This window comes from Pseudomonas khavaziana, from assembly GCF_019145205.1.
GTDB lineage: Bacteria > Pseudomonadota > Gammaproteobacteria > Pseudomonadales > Pseudomonadaceae > Aquipseudomonas > Aquipseudomonas khavaziana.
This window is the reverse complement of sequence record NZ_JAHSTT010000001.1, coordinates 381,519-402,264: the sequence shown is the minus strand read 5'-3', so window position 1 is coordinate 402,264 and position 20,746 is coordinate 381,519. Positions and strand designations below refer to the sequence as shown.

The 20,746-nt window shown below is 52.7% G+C and carries 18 protein-coding genes; 9 read left to right on the top strand and 9 right to left on the bottom strand.

Annotated features, from left to right (window positions below; all coding sequences use genetic code 11):
• The first annotated feature begins 114 nt into the window (after positions 1-114).
• The 8 genes from KVH01_RS01625 to KVH01_RS01590 all read left to right on the top strand — a co-directional run bounded on the left by KVH01_RS01625 (position 115) and on the right by KVH01_RS01590 (position 10,345).
• Positions 115-1,506 carry an ATP-grasp domain-containing protein gene (locus tag KVH01_RS01625; protein ID WP_217880227.1) on the top strand — a complete coding sequence of 464 codons (1,392 nt, stop codon included), beginning with the start codon at positions 115-117 and terminating at the stop codon, positions 1,504-1,506.
• Positions 1,507-3,069, top strand: coding sequence for an asparagine synthase (glutamine-hydrolyzing) (gene asnB, locus KVH01_RS01620; RefSeq protein WP_217880226.1), 1,563 nt, complete (start codon positions 1,507-1,509; stop codon positions 3,067-3,069).
• Between the two features lie 4 nt (positions 3,070-3,073).
• Complete coding sequence (gene blsG, locus KVH01_RS01615; protein ID WP_217880225.1) at positions 3,074-4,186, top strand: arginine 2,3-aminomutase; 1,113 nt, start codon at positions 3,074-3,076, stop codon at positions 4,184-4,186.
• A gap of 73 nt (positions 4,187-4,259) precedes the next feature.
• Positions 4,260-5,099 (top strand): Fe(II)-2OG oxygenase family protein, encoded by an 840-nt coding sequence (locus KVH01_RS01610; protein WP_124399527.1) that lies wholly within the window; start codon positions 4,260-4,262, stop codon positions 5,097-5,099.
• Positions 5,077-6,477: an MATE family efflux transporter gene (locus KVH01_RS01605; RefSeq protein ID WP_225923988.1), complete on the top strand. Its 1,401-nt coding sequence runs from the start codon at positions 5,077-5,079 to the stop codon at positions 6,475-6,477. The genes KVH01_RS01610 and KVH01_RS01605 overlap by 23 nt, the downstream gene beginning before the upstream one ends.
• 440 nt (positions 6,478-6,917) lie before the next feature.
• Positions 6,918-7,694: an aspartyl/asparaginyl beta-hydroxylase domain-containing protein gene (locus KVH01_RS01600; protein ID WP_217880224.1), complete on the top strand. Its 777-nt coding sequence runs from the start codon at positions 6,918-6,920 to the stop codon at positions 7,692-7,694.
• Positions 7,695-7,712: 18 nt separating this feature from the next.
• The gene (locus tag KVH01_RS01595) at positions 7,713-8,840 is read left to right on the top strand and encodes a pyridoxal phosphate-dependent aminotransferase (protein WP_217880223.1); all 1,128 of its coding nucleotides are present in this window, start codon (positions 7,713-7,715) and stop codon (positions 8,838-8,840) included.
• Between the two features lie 155 nt (positions 8,841-8,995).
• Positions 8,996-10,345, top strand: a complete 1,350-nt coding sequence (locus tag KVH01_RS01590) for a KamA family radical SAM protein (protein ID WP_217880222.1) — start codon at positions 8,996-8,998, stop codon at positions 10,343-10,345.
• 96 nt (positions 10,346-10,441) lie between these two features.
• Here KVH01_RS01590 and KVH01_RS01585 read toward each other — a convergent pair whose 3' ends face one another.
• From KVH01_RS01585 to KVH01_RS01560, 6 genes are all read right to left on the bottom strand, one after another.
• Positions 10,442-11,839: a sigma-54-dependent transcriptional regulator gene (locus KVH01_RS01585; RefSeq protein WP_217880221.1), complete on the bottom strand. Its 1,398-nt coding sequence runs from the start codon at positions 11,837-11,839 to the stop codon at positions 10,442-10,444.
• Positions 11,829-13,607, bottom strand: a complete 1,779-nt coding sequence (locus tag KVH01_RS01580) for a sensor histidine kinase (RefSeq protein WP_217880220.1) — start codon at positions 13,605-13,607, stop codon at positions 11,829-11,831. The genes KVH01_RS01585 and KVH01_RS01580 overlap by 11 nt, the downstream gene beginning before the upstream one ends.
• Complete coding sequence (locus tag KVH01_RS01575) at positions 13,607-14,731, bottom strand: GNAT family N-acetyltransferase (RefSeq protein WP_217880219.1); 1,125 nt, start codon at positions 14,729-14,731, stop codon at positions 13,607-13,609. Before KVH01_RS01575 ends, KVH01_RS01580 begins: the two co-directional genes overlap by 1 nt.
• Before the next feature lie 136 nt (positions 14,732-14,867).
• Positions 14,868-15,716, bottom strand: a complete 849-nt coding sequence (locus KVH01_RS01570) for an alpha/beta hydrolase (RefSeq protein WP_217880218.1) — start codon at positions 15,714-15,716, stop codon at positions 14,868-14,870.
• Positions 15,713-17,107, bottom strand: coding sequence for an aspartate aminotransferase family protein (locus KVH01_RS01565; RefSeq protein ID WP_046071135.1), 1,395 nt, complete (start codon positions 17,105-17,107; stop codon positions 15,713-15,715). Before KVH01_RS01565 ends, KVH01_RS01570 begins: the two co-directional genes overlap by 4 nt.
• Positions 17,100-17,804: an MtnX-like HAD-IB family phosphatase gene (locus KVH01_RS01560; protein WP_217880217.1), complete on the bottom strand. Its 705-nt coding sequence runs from the start codon at positions 17,802-17,804 to the stop codon at positions 17,100-17,102. The genes KVH01_RS01565 and KVH01_RS01560 overlap by 8 nt, the downstream gene beginning before the upstream one ends.
• A gap of 240 nt (positions 17,805-18,044) precedes the next feature.
• Here KVH01_RS01560 and KVH01_RS01555 point away from each other — a divergent pair, with 240 nt between their 5' ends.
• On the top strand, positions 18,045-18,815 hold the full coding sequence (locus tag KVH01_RS01555; RefSeq protein ID WP_217880216.1) for a MipA/OmpV family protein: 771 nt from the start codon (positions 18,045-18,047) through the stop codon (positions 18,813-18,815).
• Positions 18,816-18,985: 170 nt separating this feature from the next.
• Here the strand turns inward: KVH01_RS01555 and KVH01_RS01550 are convergent, their stop codons facing one another.
• Genes KVH01_RS01550 through KVH01_RS01540 form a run of 3 tightly spaced genes read right to left on the bottom strand, consistent with a single transcriptional unit; the run spans position 18,986 to position 20,684 of the window.
• Positions 18,986-19,390 carry an EamA family transporter gene (locus tag KVH01_RS01550; protein WP_217880215.1) on the bottom strand — a complete coding sequence of 135 codons (405 nt, stop codon included), beginning with the start codon at positions 19,388-19,390 and terminating at the stop codon, positions 18,986-18,988.
• On the bottom strand, positions 19,387-19,767 hold the full coding sequence (locus KVH01_RS01545) for a DMT family transporter (RefSeq protein ID WP_043051675.1): 381 nt from the start codon (positions 19,765-19,767) through the stop codon (positions 19,387-19,389). The genes KVH01_RS01550 and KVH01_RS01545 overlap by 4 nt, the downstream gene beginning before the upstream one ends.
• Positions 19,764-20,684, bottom strand: a complete 921-nt coding sequence (locus KVH01_RS01540) for an arginase family protein (RefSeq protein WP_217880214.1) — start codon at positions 20,682-20,684, stop codon at positions 19,764-19,766. Before KVH01_RS01540 ends, KVH01_RS01545 begins: the two co-directional genes overlap by 4 nt.
• Positions 20,685-20,746 lie beyond the last annotated feature (62 nt).

Below are 20,746 nucleotides of genomic sequence, written 5' to 3'. Positions count from 1 at the left end.
TGATTTAACTGTGACACTCCCCAAAAAAACCTACCAACATGCGTGTCACCTCCAGCGCATACGTTAGCTCGCTGTCTTATTCTTACAAAACTCTAAATCATCATGGACCAACACATGAAGCCTGAAATATTGATTTTCATCGACAACGACTATCTATCAACCTCACTCTATTTATATAGAAGGTTACACTTTCAAGCTGCTGCAAAAGAAGGCATCAGGTGTGTAACAATCATCGCAAAAGACAGTAAAAACATCAGCGAAGCTAGCAATGAAAGCGATGAAATAATTTTAGTGGATCGTATTGAAACAAGCGAAGTGCTCCACGCAGTAGAAAATTTAAGCCAGACATACAGCGTGAAAGGGCTGTTTTGCTACCCCGCCCACGTAACACCGCGCGGGGATGCCAACCCTGTAGTTGAAGAGGTCGCCAGGCAATACGGACTAAACTACTACAACGCCGAACCGCTAGAAAACTGTAATAACAAGTACTTAATGCGTTCAAAGTTAAACAATATAAAAGGCTCCTTACCCGTCAAATTCCAGCTCTTCAACGGGAACTTTGAAACCGTTGACGACCTTATCTATCCCGTCGTGATGAAACCGGTGTACGGAGGCGGCTCGGCATTTGTTTCGATATGTAATGATCGAAAGAGTCTTGAAAAGGCATACAGGCACTTCATACAAAGATTCCCTGACGTGCCCGGAGCCTATTCTTTCTCTGGCGTTGAAAAATGGCTTACTTCTTTAGAAGAAACCCCAGTGCTATATACACCAGGAGTCTCCATTCTAATTGAAGAGTTCATCGATGGACCCGAAGGCTCTCTAGAATGTTTAGTGATCGACGGCAATATTCACCCAATGCTGATATTTGAAAAAATGATAACAAGCACTGCATCCAGCACGGTTTTAGAAAAAGTTATCGTTACACCGCCGCAGAGCTTTTCCAACGACCAGATATCGATGATCGTTTCAACTATCAGCAATTCTATAAGAGCACTGAAGATAAGAAACGGCTTTTTACACGTCGAGTTCAAACTTTCTAAAAGTGGCCCTCAGGTGATTGAGGTGAATCCGAGGCTCGGCGGGTTCTTTGTGGATGAAGCGCTTAAGGACTTGTGCGCATGTGACGCTTATGACTTAAACGTAAAGTACATTACAAATAAGCCAGTCACCATAGAGCACTATACGGCTGATGATCTTCCGATCGTGCCGAAGAACGCCGTCTACGCGATGCTGCTATTCTATCCAGCTCACTCAGGATATATCGAAGCTATAAAGCTGCCGGAAGTTGATTCTGCGTGTGAGGTCCTATCGCAGGTACTGCCCAGTACCAATGGCCACAAAGATGGGTTCTTCGATGTGGAGAACGAAGAAGCTTATATCGCTAAGATGTGGGTGAAAGCACAGTCTATAGACGAGATACTCCACTTGCATAAAGAGTATGAGGAAAACATCAGAGTCGATCTATCTGAACACACTGAAAAAAAATTAGTGGAGCAGTGCTAAATGTGCGGGATAGCTGCAATATTTGAGACCTCTACCCGTTCTGATGAAAATCTCGACCTTGAGGCTACTTTAGTAGAAATACTAGGAAGAATCTCACACAGGGGCGCGGCTGAAAGATTTGGAGAGCGCTATATATTTTCTCATGCTGCTATGGGTACCAATCGCTTACCTATCGTGGAGAGACAAGACAACAATCAGCCGTTCATAGATAGTCTGTCGGGTCACGCAGTTATATTTAATGGCGAAATCTACAACCTGGATGAGTTGCGATTGATTTTATCATCGCACGGTGTAGAGTTTTCAGGCCACTCAGATACTGAGTTAGTACTCAGGGCCTATATCCATTGGGGAAAATCCTGTTTAACCCGTTTCAATGGAATATTCGCATTCATTATTTATTCAGCGGAAGACAACACTGTTTTCGCCGCGAGGGACCGGCTGGGCGTAAAGCCTCTATATTGGGCCCAAGAAGGATCAGCCCTCTATTTCGCTTCGGAACTGAAAGCACTGATCGGGTTGACCAACAAGACACAAGAAATTTCACCCGGACATTATTGGTTTGACGGCGAACAGAACGCATATTATGCAGTGAGCGACCGTATAGATCCGCGACTTGACTACAACTCTACGGCAAACAAATGCAATGAGTTACTGCACCTTTCGGTACAGCGCCAAGTGAATACGGATCTACCGATCGGAGTAGTTTTCTCTGGCGGGCTAGATAGCGCGATAGTTCTTTATCTTGCTAACCTATACCATAAGAACGTCACCGCCTATACGGTAGGCGTGGCGGGTTCAGCCGACTTGGTATTCGCGCAGAGATTTTGCAAGGAACTCGGCATTAAAATAGTAGTTTCTGATGTTGATCGTGCCGACCTGATGCAGTCGATTAGAACCAGCATATATGTCTCTGAACAGTTTGAACCCGTGGATATAACTGATGCGTTAACTATACATTCGGCTTTTTCACGAATGAAAGAAGACGGAATACGCATAGCTCTATCTGGAGATGGCAGTGATGAGCTATTCGCTGGCTATGACTTTTTTCAAGGGGCGAGTGACCGACGAGCACTTCAGTTACATAAAATCAAGAATTTGTATCGAACCGATCTACAGCGTGTGGATAGAATGAGCATGTTCAATACAGTGGAATGCCGCGTACCGTTTCTCGACAAAGATCTTGTCGATTTCATAATATCAGCACCGATGGAGTTTCATGTAAGAGAGGACTTTACAAAAGCGCTACTGAGGGACGCCTTTTCTCTCGAACTACCAGATTACATCACCCGACGACCCAAAATGAGGATGTCCGAAGGCTCAGGTATAGGCGAACTCATTTTTGACACACTTCAATCAATAAATCAGAGCCTGGATAACAAGCCATTCCCATTGGAAGACAATGCAGTTAACAATGCTGCCTTAATATTCCAAGAGTTCGGCTTTGAACTTCCAGACAATAGATATAAGGTTCAAGGTCTCGACTATCATAGCGGTGGATGGACGACCTCGACAGCTACAAATATTTATAAGAATCTCGTCAGCTCTCCTACCAGCCAAGGATAATAAAATGATTATTGCAAAGGACACTTTGAGCAAACAGGATTTACTGTCTTCCGACCAATGGGGCGACCACAAGTTTCAAATGAAGCACGCCATCCGCACTAAGGCTCAACTGGAAGCCTGGGTGACTCTGAGCGATACGGAGTTGAAAGGTATCGAGCAAACCGAGAGCCAGTATAAGTGGATGATTACTCCCTATTATGCGTCGCTGATGGATGAAACCAATGAGAATTGTCCGATTCGGCTGCAAAGCATACCCCACCCAAAAGAAGTTGATGAATGTAATCAGCAGGAGGATGTAGACCCGGTAGGTGATATGGTTTACATGAAAACCAGGCGTGTCGTACATAAGTATCCAAACCGAGTCATCTTTCTCGTATCCGATACGTGCCCGGTTTATTGCAGACATTGCACTAGAAAATTCCACACAACGGACAAGTCCGGCAGTTACTACAACAAAGAGCTGCCCACTTCATATGATCAGGACATAGAGTACATCGCGAACAACAAGAACATCAGCGACGTGTTACTGACCGGAGGCGATCCGCTAATTCTTTCCGACAAACTTTTGCATAGCATTATATCCAGACTCAATGCAATTCCTCACGTAGATTTTGTACGCATTGGCTCACGGTACCCGGTTTTCCTTCCGCAGCGAATAACAGATGATTTTTGTAAGATGTTGTCTGAATTCAAATCTATCTGGTTCAGCACCCATTTCAATCATCCCGTGGAAGTGACTCCAGAGGCCCTAAGTGCGGTAGATAAACTCCTTTCCCACGGTATACCGGTGCAAAACCAAACAGTGCTGTTGCGAGGTGTAAACGACGACGTCGAAATACTTAGAACGTTGAACCGAATGCTGGTTAAAGGCAGGGTAAGGCCTTATTACCTCTATCACGCGGACAATGTTCAAGGCGTGTCGCACTTTAGGACATCAATAGAAAAAGGCCTTGAAATTATGGAGCAGCTTCACGGCTATGAAACTGGCTTCAGTGTTCCGCAGTATGTCTACACCACTAAACTTGGGAAGATCCCTCTGAACAACCAGTACTTCTATAAACTAGGTTCTAAGAAATTCGTGCTTGGCTATGATCATAAAACGCTCGAAATCTCTTGAGGTCCACTGACGCATTAGCGGGTCGCTAGCCTGGGGCCTTGAAACTAGATATTTACTATTTTTCGGTACTGACATGATACTTACAAAATTAGACTACTCATTGTTAAGACCAGAAGCTATCGTCGCTCAATTCAAGGAGGATTTTAGTTTTTCATCTGACATAACATTGTTAAGCCTCCCTAAAGTCAATGAGCAGCGACCGACACCGAAACACTGGAAGGACGACTGTCGCTCAAACTACGATGATTTATTTCTTCAGCTTTCAAGGCATGTTGGTGATGTCTTCGGCTATAGCGACCTGCAGGATGGCAAACTTGTCCAAGAAATATTTCCGATCTTCAAAGATAGAAATAAGCAGTTGGGAAGTGGCTCGGTGCATTTAGAACTGCATACTGAAGACCCCGCGTTACCTTATAGAGCAGATGTGCTGGGATTTCTGTGCGTAAGAAACGAAGACAAAATTCCTAACTTGCTGTCTTGTCCAGACTTTTCAGCTGTTGATGCAACACTCAAGAATAGGTTAATTGAGAGCCGTTATACCATTCTTTCCGACCGCCCCTCTACGATCGACTATAAACCGAAAGATCTCGAGACGGCGGTATTGCACGAATCGCCGACCGAAGGCTATCGCTTCATCTATGATCCGGTCTACATTGACTACAATAAAATGTCTCAACGTGAAGAACTGGATTTTAAAGATTTCATCGAGCTTGTTGAGTCAGCCACTATTGAATTATCGATGAATGAAGCACAAGTACTATTTATCAATAACTACAAGTGCGCTCATGGCAGGCCGCAGTTTACGCCAAAATATGATGGAACGGATCGATGGCTGAAGAGAGTACAAATTTCCAAGGATGTGTCTAAGCACCTAGAGCGGGAGTACAGCCTTGACATCATCACTGATATATAACCGTGCCACGAGATTTTCCCGTAGATATACATCCGAGATACGCGAGAGCTCTCGGCTCTCGCTAGCCTTTGTATCGGGCAATATTGCGCATGTGATTATTGCCACTACGGATGTAATAATGGCCGGATGGATTAGTACCGAGGCGTTAGCTGCATCGACGTTGGCACAGGGCCTCTACTATCTCCTGTTTTTATTATTTTCCGGATTACTCGTCTCTACCATTCCATTTATAACTGATGCGTTAGGGCCTAAGGCAAAGGAGGAACAATATACATCCGTGTCAACCAGTTGCATTCAGATCGTAATAGTTGCGTTTTTAATATGTTTGACAATGCTCTATTTTACGAAAGAAATATTGGTCTTTTTTGGTCAGGATCCGCTTTTGTCTCTTGAAGCTCAGAGATACATGAACAGCCTGATGTGGAGCATTGGCCCAGCGATTTTATTTGTACACCTCAGAAACGTTTTATCCATAATGGGATCAGCGAGATATACAGTTATCGCAATTATTATAGCAGCCATCTTTAACTTCGTTGCGAATCTGATTCTAATATTTGGCTTTTTATGGATACCACCATTGGGTCTGGTTGGAGCAGGTATCGCTACGACGCTAACAAACGTTCTGCTATGTATATTGCTGGTCATATTAGGTTCAAAGAATACGCGGTTCAAGGAGCGCCGGCACTGCACAAAATTAGCGACCGTAAGAGGATGGTTGATGCTGCCTATCTTAAAGAACGGTATTCCAGTCTCTTTGACACAAGCAAACGACACGCTGTTTTTCTTTATCCTCACTATTATAGTGGGTAAGTTTGGAGTCGTTGCATTGGCTGCTCATGGTATCGCTATGCAAGTTCTTCAAGTCGTATTCACAATACCCAATGGCATTTCTCAAGCCTCTACTACGAGAATAAGCCTGTGTTCACCTTTAGGTAGGTATTCGCGGCGGACGAGTGACGCAGGATGGAGTGCTTTATGGCTCTGCTGGATAGTACTCACTGTGATATCTTCTCTTTTGATTATTTTCTCTAATGATATCGTTCAGCTATTTGTTGCTCGGGGTGAGGGTGGAGATGACGAACTCATCAAGCTTTCTAGCCTCTTTGTTTGCATCTTGGGCATCTTCCATTTTTTTGATGGAAGTCAAATGGTTCTACTTGGCATCTTTAGGGGATTAAAACAAACCGTCTTCCCGATGGTGCTCTCGATTATTTGTTTTTGGTTCGTGGGACTACCGCTCGCTCTATTCTTGGCATTTTATACTGATCTAGGGGCAGCTGGTGTATGGTGTGGCGTAGGACTTGGTCTTATCGCGCTATTCCTGGTACTTCTATTTAGATGGTCTCGATACAAGGCTCCTGAGCAGGCTGCGATATGAGAAACCTATACGGCATTCAAGGCATAAGGCATATACTGACACACAGTATATTCGTGATAGTTTGTTTAACATTGCTGTATACGTCACTCATTCTGTTAGTTCCGAAAGTTTTCTTATCGATCCATTTGATATCTTACGGCTGCTTGTTGTTTTTCCTTATTTATTCCATCAGTGCAGGACCAATTATTCGCTCCCAATTGGACATGCTGAATATCGTCATACCTTATTCTAGCGTGCGACGCTTTAGGAGCTTGGCATGTTGGCTTGTCCCCTTCTCCATTTTCACTTTGCTAGGGGGGCTCTATTACAGAACCGAATCAGTCGGGTTTGGACTTTTAGTATCAAGTCAGTTATTAATCATTTACCTCATAGTCCAATTATATGCGAGTATTGTGATTGCCTGCAGGTCTGCTCTAAAGTGGCGGGAGCCGGTAGTCAAATTGTGGCATGAGGCATTAGATGACCTTGGCGATATTGACGATAAAACTCGAGAGTGCATCCTCAACCTAATTGGTTTGGAATTTAACGCAGGGGAATTATCAGCGTCTGGCCGCCTCACCAGCGGCTTGCCTAAGCCTGTAATACCTATACCTTATGCTACGAATATAAACATCAACGGATTTAAGTCGTTGTTCGGATCAAGAAAGCCTCTTTGGTCTAAAAACGACTTTAGCTTCCTCATAGGCATTGATTCACTTATCGCCGAGATGACGCAGGAATTAATCAAGCTCTACGAAAAGTACAAGGACACCCAGGAAAAATATCCTTTTCATGGTGATCCTTTGTGGAAATCAATTCCACTTTATAAAGGGGGTCAAAAAGTATCCACATACGCTGATCACGTTCCGAATACTATTCGTTTCATTGAAGATGTTGTGCCAGGTGCTACTATCCGAGAGGTAGTACTTTCAACCCTTGAACCGGGCGGTCATATCGAGCCGCATTTGGATTATGTTTACCCAATGCTGACGTTACATCTTCCTATCCTTTGTTCTGACGATGGATTGTCTGGACTGAGAATCGGAGAGGAAATATTTAGTTGGAAAACTGGCGAAATAGCGATCATTGATACGACGTTTCAACATGAGTCTTGGAACTACAGCAAATGCACTCGCGTTAATCTAATGTTTGATTTCTGGCCACAGGATCTGAGCCAGTCTGCAAAAGCTTTTTTTATTGAAGTCTATTCACGGCAGATGCTGCGACACTTAAAATAATTATAGCGGGTGAAAATTATGTTAAATCCGAGCCAGCAGTTATCGAAGGTCTTAAGTGAAGGACCTCAAATAAGCAATTTAATTCAGATGCACGATGGCGAATTCAATCTTGAAGTCCCGCCAGAAGTTTCTCGCGCAACGATTGACGCGCTAATGAAAGGTCACACTGGCTATTGTAATCTTACCGGTATAGAGACTCTAAAAAACGCGTTAATCGAAAGGTGCTTTCAAAAACACAGTAAGCTGTATGACCCGTCTGAGCTTTTGGTTTCCAATGGCTCGAGTCAGGCTTTGTTCATGTTGATGGAAAGCATATTATCCAGCGGTGATGAAGTTCTTATACCGAACCCATGCTGGCCCGCCTATAAAGCTTATATAAATTTTAACGAAGGCGTCGCCGTCGATTACCATATGGGAACCAAGGGTATCGACATCGCTGAAATTCGAACATTGGTGACTCCTAGAACCAAGGCGTTGATTATTAACTCGCCTCACAATCCTACTGGTTTGGTTCTCAGTCGACAGAACATTCTAGACTTGGTCTTGTTATCTCAAGAGTATGGCTTTCTACTTATATCCGATGAAGCCTACGAGGGCATTATATTCGGCGGTGATGAATATGTCAGCCCTCTGGATCTTGCGGTATCCTCTAACCTGTTGGTCGTTACACGTACGTTCTCAAAACTGTTCTCTATGTCCGGTTTTAGGATCGGTTATATGTTCGCGGATAGAAATATCATCAGGCGCTGCTCCACACTTCAGGGCGTCATGACAGATAATGCGTGTACATTCGCGCAGCACGGCGCCTTGGCCGCCATAGCGCTGCCTGAGAATAGTCTTAAAAAACGTGTTGAAGAGCTGCAACGCCGAGCCTATTACTGCCATCAGCTACTAAGCTCTACGTTTGATATTGTGCAGCCGCAGGGTGGTTTTTTTCTATTCCCTAACATTTCCCGGCTATTGGGTGTTACATGGGATTCGGATGCCCAATTTGTAGACGGCCTCCTCAATGTGAAATCTGTTTCGACCACGCCGGGTTCTTCTTACGGTATGAAGGACCATATCCGATTATCTATCGCTTCCGTCAATGAAGCTGACATCAAAGAGGCGTGTCGGAGAATTATTGATTTTGTCCACCATCGCTGATTGCATACCACAGATTTACTAGTTTGGATTTTTTTGCTCGGAGGCTGCATGGCTTCATTAGTTAGTATCGTGGGGTGTGACATTTATTTCAGGCAATAACAGCTCAATATTTTATAGCCCCTATGTTCCACCATTAAATTTATTGGCCACTAATTATGCACTCTATAGAAAACATAGCAATCAGCGTTGAAGACCTCACAACAAAAAACGAGGTCGAACGCTTCAAGGTTTATACCTTGAATCAAATTGACCAGATCCCTCAGCTTGCTCAATTAGAAAGCCAGACTGTTTGGGCGATGAAGGTGGTGGCGAGTGTCTTGCCGTTTCGAGTCAATGACTATGTTATCAAACACCTGATCAACTGGGAAAACATTCCAAACGACCCTATATATCAACTCACTTTCCCCCAGAAGGATATGTTGGATAAAGCATCTTATGATTTGATAGCCTCTTTACTTTTAGAGAATTCCAACCGCTCATCGTTCGACGCCGCGGTAAAGGAGGTTAGAGCCAGGCTCAACCCCCATCCAGCGGGACAGCTGGAGCGTAATATCCCTTCACTGTCTGGCGTGCCAGTAACTGGTGTCCAGCACAAATATCGTGAAACTGTACTTTTTTTTCCGAGCGCTGGCCAGGTTTGTCATAGCTACTGTACTTTTTGTTTCCGTTGGGCCCAATTCACTGGTGACCAATCGCTGAAGATTGCTGCCAAGGAAAACGCTCAGCTGTTGGAGTACCTTCGGGCCAACCCTCAAGTGACTGATGTCCTAATAACCGGTGGCGACCCGCTAGTTATGAAGACAAGCAATCTACGTGCTTACCTAGAACCTCTTTTGACTCCTGAGTTCGAGCATATCCACACTATTCGAATTGGTACGAAAGCACTTTCTTTCTGGCCTCAGCGGTTTGTGACTGACAGCGACGCCGGTGAACTCCTTGATCTATTCAGGAGGATTAGCAAAAGCGGTAAACACTTAGCGTTAATGGCTCATTACAATCATTGGAAGGAACTTGAGCCTGCAATTGCTCGAGAGGCTATTCAGCGTGTTCGACAAACCGGTGCTCAAATACGTAGCCAGGGCCCGCTGCTGGCTCATATCAATGACTCTGCTGACGTTTGGGCGCGGCTCTGGCAGACGCAAATTCAACTAGGTATTGCTCCTTACTATATGTTTATTGAGCGCGATACCGGAGCCCGCCGATATTTTGAAGTACCTCTTGTACGTTCGTGGGAAATTTACCGGGATGCTGTTAAACAAGTTTCAGGCGTTGGCAGGACCGCCAGAGGACCTTCGATGAGCGCGGATCCGGGAAAAGTTGAGATCTGCGGTGTGGCTGAAATCAGGGGAGAAAAGGTGTTTGTTTTACGTTTTATCCAGGCACGAAACCCGGATTGGGTGCAGAGGCCCTTCTTCGCAAAATTTGATCCCAATGCTACGTGGTTCGATCAACTAAAACCGGCCTTTGGGGAGGCTGCGTTCTTTTTCGAGGAGAACCTGTCTTAACCCGTTGATGCTGAACTCCCGATTTCTTTTCAGGAACCAATCATCATGAAAATGTGGGAGGGGCGAGCCCCCTCCCACGTTTTGGACCACCGTGTGTCAGCGGACTATTTTGTCTACTTGGATTCCTAGTTTCTTCAGGCGATACCAGAAGCTCCTCTCGGAAATCCCGATGCGCTGCGCCGCCGCAGCCTGAACGCCATTGCTCTCCTGCAACGCCGCGAGGATGTAGGCCTTCTCCACCTCCGCCAACGCCGCATCCAGGTCCCGCGGCACGCCCGGCCCGTCGCTGAGGATAGCTGTCACCCCGTCCTCGGTCGGCTTGGAAGCAAACAGATACCCGGGCAAATCAATATCCTCGATCACCGGCGACGCCGCCACGATGGTCGCGCGCTCCACGCAGTTCTGCAGCTCGCGGATATTGCCCGGCCAGTGATACGCCGCCATGGCCTGCAATGCCTCGGCGCTGAATCCGGTGATGCGTTTGCCGGCAGTAGCGCTCAAAGTCTGGGCAAAGTGCCGGGCCAGGGGCGCGATATCTTCCACGCGCTCGCGCAGGGCCGGCAACGGGATCGGGAACACATTGAGGCGGTAATACAGGTCTTCGCGAAACTCTTTGTTGGCCACAGCGTCCAGCAGGTTCTTGTTGGTGGCGGCGATCACCCGCACGTCGACCTTGCGCTCCCGAGGGTCGCCCACCGGCTCGATGACCCGCTCTTGCAAAGCACGCAGGATTTTGGCCTGCAACGCCAGGGGCATATCCCCGACTTCGTCGAGAAACAGCGTGCCTTTGTCCGCCTGCACGAAGCGCCCGACACGGTCGGCCACGGCGCCGGTGAAGGCGCCTTTGCGATGCCCGAACATTTCGCTTTCCAGCAAGCCTTCGGGAATCGCCGCGCAGTTGACCGCCACAAAGGGCTTGTCGGCGCGGCTGCCATGCTTGTGGATGGCGCGGGCGACCATTTCCTTGCCGGTGCCGCTTTCGCCGGTCAGCAGGATGGTCGCACTGCTGTCACGCACCGAATCCACCGCCTGCAATACCTTGCGGAACGCGGGGCTGTCGCCAACCAGGCTGTCAAACTGTGCGTGCTCGTCCAGCTCGGCGCGCATGCGTGCGTTATCGCGCATGATGTCGCGAAATTGCAGGGCCTTGGCCACGGTGATGTCCAGCTCGTCGATATCGAACGGCTTGGCGATGTAGTCATAGGCGCCGTTGCGCATCGACTGCACGGCATTTTTCACCGTGCTGTAGGCGGTCATCACGATCACCGGCACCTGGGGGTAGCGCAGCTTGATCTCGGCAAGCAGCGCCGGCCCGTCCATGCCCGGCATGCGCCAGTCGCTGATGACCAGGTCGATGTCCTCGTCCCCCAGCACCTTGAGGGCATGCAGGCCATTGCCCGCGCTGAACACCTGGATGCCGTTCTGGCTCAGGGCGGACGACAACAGCTCACACAGCTTGGGCTCGTCATCCACCACTAATACGTTATGCGTCATGCCCATCCTCATCTTCGCCGTCGTCTTCGCCGTTAGCGGGAATGTACAGGCTGAACGTGGCGCCGGCATCTTTCTCGCTGGCGCATTCGATGCTGCCGTCATGACTTTCCATGATCGAATAGACTTTGGCCAGGCCCAGCCCGGTGCCAGACGCCTTGGTGGTGACGAATGGCGTGAAGATGCGCTCGACCATATCCGCGGCAATGCCCTGGCCGGTGTCGGCGATGCTGATCACTGTGTTGTCGCCGACGCTGCGAATCCCCAGGGTCAAGCGCCCGCCTTCGGGCATCGCGTCAATGGCATTGAGGATCAGGTTGAGGCAGGCCTGCTTGAGCTGCTTGGCATCCGCATAGATCGTGGCGTCAGGCGCCTGGTCGTCTATCTGTGCGTCGATGTTGTGGCTGCTCAGCTCCGGGCTGCAGAAACCGAGGATCTCTTCCACCAAGGCGCGGGCCGGCTGCAACACGCGGATCGGCGGGTTGGGCTTGGCAAAGTCGAGGAACTCGGTGATCAGGTCGTTGATGCGGCTGACCTCGCTGATCACATATTCCAGATGGCGCTTGTCGGTGTCCGCCAGGTCAGCACGCCGGTGCAGCAGTTGGGTGGCGGTCTTGATGATGCCCAGCGGGTTGCGGATTTCGTGGGCCAGGCCCATGGCGACTTCACCCAGGGCATGCAGGCGATCACGTCGACGCAGTTGGGCCTCGAGGTGATGCAATTCACCCAGGCGCTCGGTCATGTGGTTAAAGGTGCTGCTCAATTGCGCCAGTTCGTCGCCACCGCTGACCACCACACGGTGGGCGTAACTGCCAGAAATCACTGCATCCACGCCCTGGGACAAGTCCCGCAGCGGCTTGGTCAGCCGCCGCGACACCAGCAACCCGGCCGCCAGCGACAGGGCCGAGCTGAGCAGGAAGATCAGCACGAACAGGTTGCTCTGGTTCACCAGCCCCACCAGGCTGGTGTGACGCAGCAGACCACTGAAGATCACCCCTTGCAGCTCGCCGGCATCGTTGAAGATCGGCCAATACAAACCGCTGTACTGGTTGGTGAATTGCTCGCTGGGCTGCTTGGTACTGCGCAGTGCAGCCTCGACGTTTTTCGGGATGCGCGAGGGGTGATTCTCGAAGCGCTGGGTGGAAAATATTTCGGAAAAACCTGCCGGGTTGGCGAGGTAAAGACGCAGGTCGAGGGAGTGCACATCGGCCACGCTGGTCAGGAAACTGCTATCGAGGTAGGTAGCCACCAGCAGCAGGTAGTCAACGCCGTCACGGCTGGTTTCGAAGGTCGACACCACCAGGCCGGTGCTCACCCCGCCGACTTGCACGGTCTGCAGCACCGCATTGCTGGTCAGGCTGATCTGCCTGACGATGTCATCGGCGGCCGTGCTGAACACCACTTTATGGTCACTGGTGCGAATCAGCGCCACCACGTCGATATCGGTGGCATCGGCTATATCGGCGGTGAGCCGGTCATGCTTGGCGGCTTGTTTGGACGACGGCGGGCTGGTGTAACGCAGGAACAGCTTGGCCATGCGCGCGTTGTCATGAAGGATGTCGCCGATCTCGTCCTTGACGATCTTGGTCGACTCTTGCAGCCAGATGCGTACGTTGCTGTCGAAAATCTGCGACAGCGTGGTGGCGGCCAGCTCGGCCGCGATCATGGTCGGAATAACGCTGACCAGCCAGAACGCCAGCACCAGCTTGCGCTGGACGCTCCAACGCGAAATGGCAAAGGGGCGGGCTTTCTGGCGGGTCTTGGTGATCATCAGGTTTCGCTTATCGCAGCAGCCATGGCAGGGTCGGAACGATCCGGTCGAATAAACAGTTTTACAAGCTTGAGCAGGCCGTTGACCAGCCGGTTGCGGTGACGGAAGAACAGGCTGTTGCCCTGGAACTCGCACCCCAGGCGCAGTTTACTGGCATACCCGGCCTGGCCGCACTCGTACACCGGTATATCATGCTCAATACAGTAGTCGACATTGGTCAACCAACTGCGAAAGTACAGGTTGTATTCACGACTGAATTCGATGTCGTGGCCAAAGAACTTGTCCACCAGCCGATGCTCGTCCAGCAGAATCAGGTTGAACGCCACCAAGTGTTCGCCCACCCAGTAAAGAGCACAGATCGCCCGCTCGTGAAGTTGTTCGAGCACTTGCGTGAAGTAACCGGCGGGCAAGCGTTCGAACTGCAAGTCCGCGCGCGCAAGCGTCGCTTCATACAGGCGCATGACCTCGGGCAGCACATCATCGATATTGTGACGCCACTCGACCCGCGGCCCCGGTGCGCGCAGTTTGCGGCGCAGGTCCTTGCGAGTGGATTTGCCCAACGAACCCAGGTAAGCGTCTACCGAACCGTAGGGCAGCGGTAACACACCCGTAGGCAAGCTCGGCATGTTTTGAAAACCTGCGGCCCGGCAGCTTTCAGCCCAATGCGGGTCGTTGGTCGGCGCGTCCTTGACCGCCACCAGCCCGATACCGAATTGATCGGCGTCGGCACGCGCAGCCGCCAGCAACTGTTGCAGCAACAACGGGCGCCGGGCCTCGGGCACATCGCTTGCGACACCCGCATCACAACGTTCAGCCACGGGCGAACCGATGGCGTATAACGCCAGTTGCAAAACACCCGGCCACAGCCGCTCCAGGCACTCGGTCAAGCGCTTGCCGGCCCCCGACACTGTGGTGTCGAGGCGATAATGGGTGATGAACGCGGCAGCCACAGCCACCAGCGTCTGATCGTCGTAGACCGCCAGGTAACGCCACTGAAAGTGATCGATCGCGGCATTTTCCACGGCCAGGTAATAGTCCCAATCCTCCAGGGCACCGGGAAAACAGTCGTTCCAGGCATCGCGCTGGATGGCGCGGATGGTCGGGAAGGCTTGGGTAGTTAGCACAGTTTTTCCTTATCAACACCGCTCTACTGTAGGAGCGAGCTTGCTCGCGAAAACCGAACAGACACCGCGTTCAAACTGGCAGTACGCGTTATCGTTAACGACCTTCGCGAGCAAGCTCGCTCCTACAAGTAACTAATCAGGCCACACGATTGAGTTGCACCGCGTGCTGCCCGATAAACTCGGCACTCAACTCGATCACCCGCCGGTATTGCAGGTCGACGGTGATCATGTGGTAGCAGTTATCCAGCAGGATCTTGGTCACCGGGCCGCCAAGGTGGCGCTCCACGTAGTCGGCGTTCCAGCGGCTGGTGATGTCATCCTCGATGGAGTGCAGCACCAGCGCCGGCACCTTGAGCTGGGGCATGCGTTTCTTGACCACAGCGTTCATACGGTGCAACTCGCGCACGGTGATGCCTTCCATGGTCAGCAACCCTGCCTCGCTGCTCTCACCTTCCTTCATCTGCCGCTCGACGATGGCCCGCAGGCGCTCGTTTTTGATGCCATAGGGCGGCTTTTCCTCAAAGCGACAGATGTGCACGCCGAACGGAATCTTCATCAGCAACGGCGTGAGGAACGCCAGCTTGTTAATGCTCCAGCCGTCGTACTTCAAGGTGGTGGAATACATCAGCAGCCCGGCGACTTGCCCTGGGTGTTCCGATGCGACGTACATCGACATCACCGCGCCCATGGACAAGCCGCCGACAAACACCTGCTCGTGGCGTTGCCTGACCTGTACGAAGGTCTTGCGCACCCCTTCGTACCAGTCCAGCCAACCGGTGGCTTGCAGGTCGCTGTTGTCGCCGCAGTGCCCGGCCAACGTCGGCACGTATACCGTGCAGTTACCCGCCTTGGCCAGGCCCTTGGCGACCTGGCGCAATTCCGTCGGGGTGCCGGTCAGGCCGTGGATCAACAGGATCCCGACCGGACCGTCACCGAGAACGAAACCGGCATCGCCTTCCCCGAGGTCAATACCGTGCGCGCTCACCGCTGGGTCGCTCGCACCAGCAGTTGCTCGAGCAGCTTGAGGCCCAGGTCGATTTCCGGGTAGCTGATTTCCAGGGACGGGGCCAGGGTGATTACGTTCTTGTAGTAACCGCCTACGTCGAGGATCAACCCGAGTTTCTGGCCGTCTACGACCATGTCGCCTTTCATGCCTTCTTCGACCATGTAGTCCAGGGTCGCCTTGTCCGGAGTGAAGCCGTCCGGCCCGCAGATTTCGCAGCGCAGCGCCAGGCCCAGGCCATCGACGTCGCCGATGATCGGGAAGCGTTTCTGCAGGTCTTGCAAGCCTTCCAGGAAGTATTTGCCCTTGGCCATGACCATGGCGCCGTAGTCGACTTCGCTGGTCATCTTGAACATCTCCAGGCCCACCGCCGTACCCAACGGGTTGGAGGCGAAGGTGGAGTGGGTTGAACCTGGCGGGAAGATCTTCGGGTTGATCAACTCTTCACGGGCCCAGATGCCGCCCAGTGGATTGAGGCCATTGGTCAATGCCTTACCGAACACGATCACGTCCGGTTGTACGTCGAAGTGTTCGATCGACCACAGCTTGCCGGTGCGATAGAAGCCCATCTGGATTTCGTCGGACACCATCAGGATGCCATGCTGGTCCAGCACGTGCTTGAGTTCGCGGTAGAAGTTCATCGGCGGAATCACGTAGCCGCCGGTGCCCTGGATCGGCTCGACGTAGAACGCAGCGTATTCGCTCTGGCCGACTTTCGGGTCCCACACGCCGTTGTATTCGGTCTCGAACAGACGGGCGAATTGCTGCACACAGTGGCTGCCGTACTCTTCCTTGGTCATGCCTTTCGGGCCACGGAAGTGATAAGGGAATGGGATGAATTGCGCACGCTCGCCGAAGTGGCCGTAGCGACGACGGTAGCGGTAGCTGGAGGTGATCGACGACGCACCGAGGGTACGCCCGTGGTAGCCGCCTTCGAAGGCGAACATCAGGCTCTTGCCGTTGGTGGCGTTACGTACCACTTTCAGGGAGTCTTCGATGGACTGCGAACCGCCGACGTTGAAGTGCACACGACCGTCGAGGCCGAACTTGTTCTTGGCGTCGACCGCGATCATTTCCGACAGCTCGATCTTGCCTTTGTGCAGGTACTGGCTGGCGATTTGCGGCAGGGTGTCGATCTGCTTTTTCAGCGCATTATTCAAGCGCGGGTTGGCGTAGCCGAAGTTGACCGCCGAGTACCACATTTGCAGGTCGAGGTAGGCCTGGTCTTCGGTGTCCCACACATAGGAGCCTTCGCAGCGGCTGAAAATGCGCGGCGGCTCGATGTAGTGAACGGTGTCGCCGTAGGAGCAGTACTTGGCTTCTTTATCCAGCAGAACCTGGTCTTCGGCGGTAGCGATACGGATGTCAGACATGATGGAAGAGTTCCTGATTGTCAGCAGAGGTATTGAAGGTGGTGGCGTTGGCGGCGATGCCTTGTGGCAGCTTGGCCAGCAATGCAGGCACTTCGGCGAAGGTCTCGAAGCGCGCGTGAGGAATCTGGTTGGCGACGCAATAATCGGCGAGGCTGCCTTTGGCGAACACGAAGTCGGCGGTGGAGGCCACGCACATGTCCGACTTGCCGTCGCCGATCACCAGCACGCGCCTGTTGCGCGGGGTGGATTTGCACTTGCAGTTGCCTGACGCGGCGCGGCAGGCATCGCTGGCATAGGGGAAGTCGATGCGCCAGCTGTTGTGGTCGACCTGGCGCAGGCGGTTGGCCAGGATCGGCAGCAGGGTCACGTAGTGGCGCGACAGGATGCGGGCGATGCCCTGCTCAATGCCGTCGCTGACTACTTCGATAGACGCACCCAAGTCCATGACGTGATCGACGAAATCCGGAAAGTCCGGATCGATCTCGACGCTGTCGAAATATGCCAACAGCTCGGCCGGGCTCGCCTTGATCAGTGCCAGTTGGCGGCTCAGGCATTCGCGTGAACCGATGTGCCCATCCAGCCATTGCTGTTCGATGGTTTCCCACTCGGGGCCGGCGAAGCGTTGGAGGACGTTGTCGATGACATCCGTGGGGGTAATGGTCCCGTCGAAGTCACACACGATATGCCAGTGGATCATCTGCCTTTCCTTTAGGTAAAGGGCCTTGGAGAGTGCGCTGTATGCGCTTGCCAAGGGATAGAGCAGGGACTGTGCCAACTGGCCAAAGCCCAGCGGGGCTGGGGGCTTTGCAGGATTTTCAGAGGACAATGTGTCTTGGGGGCTACAATTTTTGTAGCTTGCTACAAACAAGATGAGTGCTTGCGCAGAGGCGAGGGTTTGCGCGTTCATGCGCGCCTGTCCACCTTAGGAAAACGCACCATGTCCAAGCTCACATCTGCTGTATTCACCGGTCTACTTGGGCTGTGCAGCGCTTCGAGTACCGCGTGGGCGGACGGCATCAGCGGCGACGTGGGCGCGGGCCTGAGCTATCAGCCCCATGACCCCAGCGGCAGCCGCTACGAAACCCGGCCCGTGCCCTACCTGGATCTGGACTGGGGAGACGTCAGCCTGAGTACCGATGACGGCCTGACCTGGAGCGCGCTGAACAGCCACGGCCTCACAGCCGGCCCCTATATCAACTACCTGGCGGGGCGTACTTCCAACGGCGAGTTACAGGGTTTGCGCAACGTGTCGGACATGGCCGAGGTCGGCGGTTTTATCCAATACGCCCCGGCCAATTTCTGGCGCGTCTACGCGCAACTGGGCCAGGCCGTGGGCGGCGGGCATTCCCAGAGCGGTGCCCTGGGTAAAATTGGCGGTGAACTGGGCTACCCGCTGGGTGGCGGGATCATCGGCAGCAGTGGCCTGGTTGCGCATTTTGCCGATGCGCGCCAGGCCAATACGTTCTTCGGCGTCGACAGCAACGAAGCCGCCGCTACCGGCTTTCGGCCCTACAACGCCAGCGGCGGTTTCCAGAACGTGACACTGAGCCAAAGCTTCGCTTTCCCCCTGGCGCCCCATTGGTCCCTGCTGACCAGCGCCAGCTGGGTACACCTGGTGGGTTCGGCGGCCAAGAGCAGCATCGTCAAGCAGGCTGGCGACGTGAATCAGGGCCAGGTGCAGACGGCGATCAGCTACACCTTCGATTAAAGCCAGAGCAAAAAGCAGGTATAGATCAGCCCGATGTAAGAAAATCAAAATGTGGGAGGGGGCTTGCTCCCGATAGCGGTGGGTCAGTCAATTAATCAGTTGACTGACACCCTGTCATCGGGGGCAAGCCCCCTCCCACATTTTGAACTGAGTCCGACATACCAGCTCACTCAGCTTTCCTCCCCCTCCGCCAACAACACAATCCCCGCCACAATCACCACCACACCCACCCAATGCAACAGGCTGATGTGCTCCCCCAGCCCCAACCACGAGCCGAGCAACACTGCCACGAATACCAGCGAACTCAGCGGAAACGCCAAGGACAAACTGCTGCGCCGCAGGATCAGCATCCACACAAAAAACGCGCCGAGATAACTGGCAATCGCCGCCAGGATCCCCGGATTGCGCGCCACGTCAGCCAGCCATTGCCAGGTGAAGTCCATCTGGCCCAATTGATCACCGGCCACCTTGGTAAATAATTGACCGGCGCTTTCGGTCGCGATCAACAGCGCCCATAGCATCAGGGTGCCCAGACGCCCATGTAACCAACCGGTGTCGACTGTTTGCGTCGTCATGCCTGGCTCCCCGCAATCGCTACCAACATTACGCCCAAGGTAATCACCAGCGTGCCCACCCAACGACGGGGGCTGACGGTTTCCTTGAGCACCACCCTGCCCGCCAGTACCACCAGGCAATACGCCAATGCCGCCAATGGAAACAACAGGCTCAATGGCGCACGGGACAAGGCCTCGAGCCAGACAAAAAACTCGATGACATAAGCCCCGACGCCGGCCCAAAGCAGCGGCGCATTGAACACCTGGCCCCAGAATGCGCGCAGCCGAAAGCCGCCATCGAGTTGCGGCAAACGGTCCACGCCCAGTTTGAAACACAATTGACCAATCACATCGAGGACGATGGAAAAGGCCAGCAACAGCACCACGGTCAGGGTCATGGGAACAGCTCCTCAAACAGGTCGATCAAAGCTTCATTGGTCGCGGCATTGCGCTGCAGATCCTGCGCACTCCAGCGCTCCGGTGGGGGCTGGTCGGACTTGGCTTCCCAGCGCTTGAACGCGTTGCTGAACGCCGGCACAGCGAACTCACCGCACACGTCGATACCAATGATGCGTTTATGCGCCGCCAACGCCCGCAGGGCCTGGAGCAAGTGGGTCAGGCGCATGCCGCCCTGGTCCCAGTTGGTGGCAGCGTCTTCACTGGCCAGCACATCTTTGTCGATGGTGATCCAGACCGCTTCGGTGGGCAGGCTGGCGATCATCTGGTCGAGGAACGCTGCCCAATCCAGGTCCGCCAGGTTGCGCCAGTGCAGGTGGTTTTCCTGTTGCTGGTGGCCGGCACCGTCGCCGACCCGGCCCCAGACTTTCGACGGCGGGTGCTGCCAGGGAAACAACTGCAAGTGCCCGCGCTTGAGGGCGCCGAGGTTGCCGCCGCGCAGTTGCGGATTGTGCAGGTCATCACTGCACGGGCCGAGGGTAACGATGCGTTTGATCGCAGGCATCTTCAGCGCACGGTTGACCCACGAACCACAGTGGCGCTTGGGCGCAAAGCGCACCCAGTCGGGGTGGTTGTCAAAGTGGATCAGGCTGATGGGTTCTTTCAGGTCGGCCAAAAAGGCCGGCGTGAGATGGTGATAGTCGCCGGAGCCGACAAACAGGATCTCCGGACGCGCATCCCGGGGCCTTGGCCGTTGGGCCAGGCGTGCGACAAAGCGCTTCCAGGTTTTTTCGGTGGCCCACAAACGCAGTTTCGGGCCCAGGTCCAGCAGATCAAGGCGCGTGGCCCGGCCGCTGGCCAACCGCCGGGCGATGGGGGCCTGGCCGGTGAGGCTGTGGTCGAGGTCAAGGATATTCAAGGTAATGTTTCACCCCTAATGGCAGCGCCCAACCGCAGGCCGGCTGGGCTTTAAGGGGTTAA

Bases quoted from the DNA above. Each gene is read 5' to 3' on its own strand.
- blsG (WP_217880225.1), top strand. From the start codon at position 3,074: ATGATTATTGCAAAGGACACTTTGAGCAAACAGGATTTACTGTCTTCC.
- KVH01_RS01590 (WP_217880222.1), top strand. From the start codon at position 8,996: ATGCACTCTATAGAAAACATAGCAATCAGCGTTGAAGACCTCACAACA.
- KVH01_RS01560 (WP_217880217.1), bottom strand. From the start codon at position 17,804: ATGATCCACTGGCATATCGTGTGTGACTTCGACGGGACCATTACCCCC.
- KVH01_RS01585 (WP_217880221.1), bottom strand. From the start codon at position 11,839: ATGACGCATAACGTATTAGTGGTGGATGACGAGCCCAAGCTGTGTGAG.
- KVH01_RS01545 (WP_043051675.1), bottom strand. From the start codon at position 19,767: ATGACCCTGACCGTGGTGCTGTTGCTGGCCTTTTCCATCGTCCTCGAT.
- KVH01_RS01610 (WP_124399527.1), top strand. From the start codon at position 4,260: ATGATACTTACAAAATTAGACTACTCATTGTTAAGACCAGAAGCTATC.
- KVH01_RS01580 (WP_217880220.1), bottom strand. From the start codon at position 13,607: ATGATCACCAAGACCCGCCAGAAAGCCCGCCCCTTTGCCATTTCGCGT.
- KVH01_RS01595 (WP_217880223.1), top strand. From the start codon at position 7,713: ATGTTAAATCCGAGCCAGCAGTTATCGAAGGTCTTAAGTGAAGGACCT.
- KVH01_RS01555 (WP_217880216.1), top strand. From the start codon at position 18,045: ATGTCCAAGCTCACATCTGCTGTATTCACCGGTCTACTTGGGCTGTGC.
- KVH01_RS01565 (WP_046071135.1), bottom strand. From the start codon at position 17,107: ATGTCTGACATCCGTATCGCTACCGCCGAAGACCAGGTTCTGCTGGAT.
- KVH01_RS01625 (WP_217880227.1), top strand. From the start codon at position 115: ATGAAGCCTGAAATATTGATTTTCATCGACAACGACTATCTATCAACC.
- asnB (WP_217880226.1), top strand. From the start codon at position 1,507: ATGTGCGGGATAGCTGCAATATTTGAGACCTCTACCCGTTCTGATGAA.
- KVH01_RS01550 (WP_217880215.1), bottom strand. From the start codon at position 19,390: ATGACGACGCAAACAGTCGACACCGGTTGGTTACATGGGCGTCTGGGC.